Genomic DNA, 4233 nt, shown 5'->3' on the forward strand with positions numbered 1-4233 from the left:
TCCCATAATGGACATCCTCTCTTACAAGGTGTCCACCAAACCGGGGCAAAGCCACCCCGCGCCCGCGCTACAACCCCGCGCTACAACCCCGCGCTACAACCCCGCGCTACAACCCCGCGCTACAACCCCGCCTCAAACTCCGCGATGAACGCATTGAGCTGCCCCGACTCCACCAGAAAGCCGTCGTGCCCCACCGGCGAGTGCACCACCTTCACGCCGCTCGACCCGGACAGCCCCAGGTCCAGCAACTGCGAATTCTTGAGCGGATAGAGCCTGTCGGAGTCCACCGCGATCACCAGCGCCGGCCCGGAATACCGGGCGAGCGCCGTCTCCACGCCCCCGCGCCCGCGCCCCACATCATGCGACTGGATCGCCTGCGCCAACCGCACATACGTGTTGGCGTCAAAGCGCCGCGCGAGCTTGCGCCCGTGGTGCTGCAAGTAGGACTGCACCGCGAACAGCCCGCCCTTGCCAATGGGGTCCCCGTCGCCCTGGAACGCGCGCCCAAAGCGGTCGGCCAACTCGCCCTCGGACCGGTACGTGGTGTGCGCGATCATCCGCGCGATGCCGAGTCCCACATGGGGTCCGTCGCCGTCGGCCGCGTCGTAGTAGTCGCCACCCCGGAACTTCGGGTCGGCCGCGATGGCGGCGACCTGCGACGTGGACCATGCGATCTGGTCCGCCGTCGCCGCCGCGGTCGAGCCCACCGGCGCGATCGCCCCCACGCGCTCGGGCACCGTCACCGCCCACTCAAGCGCGCGCATGCCCCCCATCGACGGACCCGTGATGAGCCGCCACCGATCCACTCCCAGGTGGTCAGCCAACGTGATCTCCGCCGCCACCATGTCGCGCATCGTCACGTACGGAAAGCGCGAACCCCACGGCCTGCCATCCGCCGGATGCGCCGATGCCGGCCCCGTCGAGCCCTGACAGCCGCCGATGACGTTCGCCGAGACCACGAAGTGCCGCACGGGATCGATCGGCCGGCCCGGGCCCACCATCGCGTTCCACCAGCCGCCCGTGTGGTGCCCCGGTTCGGACGGGCCCCACACGTGACTGTCTCCCGTCAGGGCGTGCGCCACGTAGATCGCGTTGTCGCGGGCGGCGTTCAGCTGCCCCCACGTCTCGTACGCGAGCGTCGCCCCAGGTAGCACCCCCATGGGGTCGGCCTCAAGCGCAAGGTCGCCCAGCGAAAGGAACCGTCGGCGCCCCGGATGGTCGCCCTCGTGCCACGCCGCGGACGCGGGCAGGGGCGCGTCGGCCGCCGGGCCCTGGTCCGCAGCCCACGCGTCTGTTTCGATGCCGTCGTCATCCATGACGAGACCACCCTAGGGCAGGCGGCGACACGGCCGTGCGATCTGGGACACGGCCGCGCGATCTGGGACACGGGCTTGAGTCCGGCGACTTCGCCGCCGATAACAGATACGCGCGTGGAACTTGCCACATCGCCCTTCCGCGCCTCGCGCGCGCGGCCTACGATCGCCACATATCGGGCAAAAGGAGTACGGAAGGTGACACACCGGCTATTGGACCACTGGACGCGCTCCGTGGTCATGGCATGCGCCATCGCGCTGGTCGCCGCGGCCGCGGTGGCCAGTTCGCCGCGCTCCGCCGACGCCGACACCTACCCCGGCCTCGCCGACATCGCCGCCGCGCAGGCTTCCGTCGCCGATGCCGCCGCGACCGTCGCCCAACTGGACGCCGTCGTGGTGCAGCTGGAGAACGCCCGCGCCGATGCCGAAAACGCCGCACTTCTTGCCGCAGACCTCTACTCGCAAGCCAAGGACGACGCGGAGCGCGCCCAACGTCAGTCCGTCGCCGCCTCCGCGCGGGCGGACGATGCCGCCGCCGCGTTGGACAGCGCGCGCAGCGATCTCAGTGCGATCGCCATGGAGGCGTACCGGTCGGGCGGTTCCATGACGTCCATCGAGGCGATTCTGGGCGCCGAGGGATTTGATGACGTCATCGCCCGCTCCGAGGACTACGGCCGTGCCGCGGCCGAGGTCGATTCCGTCGTCCAGAAGGTACGGGCCGTCGAGGTGGTCGCGGACACGATGAGCGACCTCGCCGCCGACGCGGCTCAACAAGCCGCCGATGCCGCCGATGCCGCCGCCGTCGCTCTGACCAAGGCCCAGGATTCGCAGCGCGTGGCCGAACAGGCCGTGGCCGACGCCGCGTCAACGCATGAGGACGCGCTTGCCCGGTTGGCGCAGCTTCAGAACACCACCGTTCAGCTCGAACGGCAACGCCAGGCCGGTTTGGCCGCGCAGCGCGCTCAGCGTGATCGCGAGGCCCTGGCGGCGGCCGTGGCGGCAGCTGAGCAGGACGGCGCAGGGCAGAACACAACAGGGCAGAGCAACTCCGGCTCGACGGCCGGCACGTCAGGGGGGTCAAACTCGGGAAGCTCGACCACCGGAAGCTCGACCACCGGAAGCTCGACCACGGGAAGCTCGACCACGGGAAGCTCGACCACGGGAAGCTCGACCACCGGAAGCTCGACCACACCGCCGCCGACCACCACACCGCCGCCGACCACCACACCGCCGCCGACCACCACACCGCCGCCGACCACCACGCCCCCGCCCCCGGCGGAGACATCGGGCGGGTGGTCAACGTCGGCCGCGCAGGGCCAAGGCGCCGCCAACTTCGCCCTGACGCTGATGGGCGCCGACTACCTCCTGGGTGGCAACGGCCCCGCGTACGACTGCTCCGGCATCACCTACGCCGCCTGGCGTTCGCAGGGCGTGACGTTGCCGCGAAGTTCAGGCACGCAGTACTGGGCGGTGACGCACGTTCCGCTGTCGCAGATGCGCCCGGGCGACCTGGTGTTCTACGGCACCAACCGCAGCACGAGCGCGATCTACCACGTGGCCATCTACGTGGGGAACGGAATGGTGGCCGAGGCCACCAAGCCCGGGGATCTCTCCCAAGTCAGGCCGTACGACGCCCCCTGGCGCATCAACAACTTGATCCCCTACGTGGGACGCCCCTAGCGGCGAGTAGCGGCGAGCGCGCCGCCCGCCGTGCCTGAATATCCGGTGCACCTCACTGCTCCGGATCCCCAGACCTCGTGCGGCCTAGTGTGACTGCGGATTCAGCGGGTTCGGGTGCTCGAACAGCGTGCCCTTGGCGCGCTCGATCGACGCGGTGATCTCCGCCTCCGCCTTTTCGCGGCCATCCCAGTGGGCGCCCTCGACGGACTTGCCGGGCTCGAGGTCCTTGTAGACCTCGAAGAAGTGCTGCACCTCCAGACGGTGGAAGTCGCTGACGTCGGTCAGCTCCTGGCGCCACGTCTGACGGTGGTCGCCAACGGGCACGCACAGCACCTTGTCGTCGGCTCCGGCCTCGTCGCGCATGCGGAACATCCCCAGCGCACGGCACCGGATCTGGCACCCCGGGAACGTCGGCTCGTCGAGCAACACGAGGGCGTCCAGAGGGTCCCCGTCCTGCCCTAACGTGCCGTCGATGAAGCCGTAGTCATCGGGGTACCGGGTGGACGTGAACAGCATCCTGTCGAGCACGATCCGGCCCGTGTGGTGGTCCACTTCATACTTGTTCCGCGAGCCCTTGGGGATCTCGACGGTGACGTTGAATTCCATGCCACTTCCCGCGCGTAGAGTCTGATTGCTGGGCCCATAGTCTCATGCCGACGGGAGGTGGCGCATGCGCGCGCGCACGGCAGTACCGATGCTGGCGACGGTCATCCTCCTGACCGGAGCCGGGGGATACGCCTACGCCGACGCGGCGGACCTGGTTCCCGGGTGGATCACCACCTCCCCTGAGCCGGTGCCCCCCGCCCCCTTCCTCACCGCGGCGGCCGTGGCCCCCGGCGACGCTCCCGGCACCGACGTGTGGCCCCTCTTTGACGCATCGGCGCCCGTGCCCGATGCCGCAGTGCTGCAGGGCCTCGCCCAGGGGCTGCGCGACGATCCGCGCACCGGCACCTCCACCAACGTCTCCGTCATCGATCTGATCACCGGCGACGTCCTGGTCGATCTCGACGCCGCCGACGGCCAGGTGCCGGCCTCCAACACCAAGCTCCTCACCGGGATCGCGGTGCTCACGGCGTTGGGGCCGGACGCCACGCTGCAGACGGTGGCCACGTTCGATCCGGCGGCCGGGGAGGTCGCCATCGTCGCTGGCGGCGACATGCTGCTCGCGCCAGATGCGGGCACGGGCACCGACGCGGGCAAGGGCGCCGACGCGGGCGCTGGCGCCGACGCGGGCAAGGGC

General features: G+C 70.2%; 4 protein-coding genes. 2 read left to right on the forward strand and 2 right to left on the reverse strand.

All coding sequences use genetic code 11. The annotated features are described in order from the left end of the window. Positions 1 to 119 precede the first annotated feature (119 nt). Positions 120 to 1316, reverse strand: a complete 1197-nt coding sequence (locus QZZ29_RS11010; RefSeq protein WP_291383250.1) for a homoserine O-acetyltransferase — start codon at positions 1314 to 1316, stop codon at positions 120 to 122. A gap of 195 nt (positions 1317 to 1511) precedes the next feature. Here QZZ29_RS11010 and QZZ29_RS11015 point away from each other — a divergent pair, with 195 nt between their 5' ends. Beyond that, a complete protein-coding gene (locus tag QZZ29_RS11015; protein WP_291383252.1) occupies positions 1512 to 2993 on the forward strand; it encodes a C40 family peptidase in 1482 nt (493 codons plus the stop codon). Between the two features lie 84 nt (positions 2994 to 3077). On the opposite strand, the gene QZZ29_RS11020 is transcribed toward QZZ29_RS11015, so the two are convergent. Then, on the reverse strand, positions 3078 to 3599 hold the full coding sequence (locus QZZ29_RS11020; protein WP_291383254.1) for an inorganic diphosphatase: 522 nt from the start codon (positions 3597 to 3599) through the stop codon (positions 3078 to 3080). A gap of 64 nt (positions 3600 to 3663) precedes the next feature. On the opposite strand from QZZ29_RS11020, the gene QZZ29_RS11025 reads away from it, so the two are divergent. Further along, the coding region (locus tag QZZ29_RS11025) for a D-alanyl-D-alanine carboxypeptidase (protein ID WP_291383256.1) at positions 3664 to 4233 on the forward strand (570 nt) is incomplete at its 3' end.

The organism is Demequina sp. (assembly GCF_016278765.1).
Lineage (GTDB): Bacteria > Actinomycetota > Actinomycetes > Actinomycetales > Demequinaceae > Demequina.

Bases quoted from the DNA above. Each gene is read 5' to 3' on its own strand.
- QZZ29_RS11010 (WP_291383250.1), bottom strand. From the start codon at position 1,316: ATGGATGACGACGGCATCGAAACAGACGCGTGGGCTGCGGACCAGGGC.
- QZZ29_RS11020 (WP_291383254.1), bottom strand. From the start codon at position 3,599: ATGGAATTCAACGTCACCGTCGAGATCCCCAAGGGCTCGCGGAACAAG.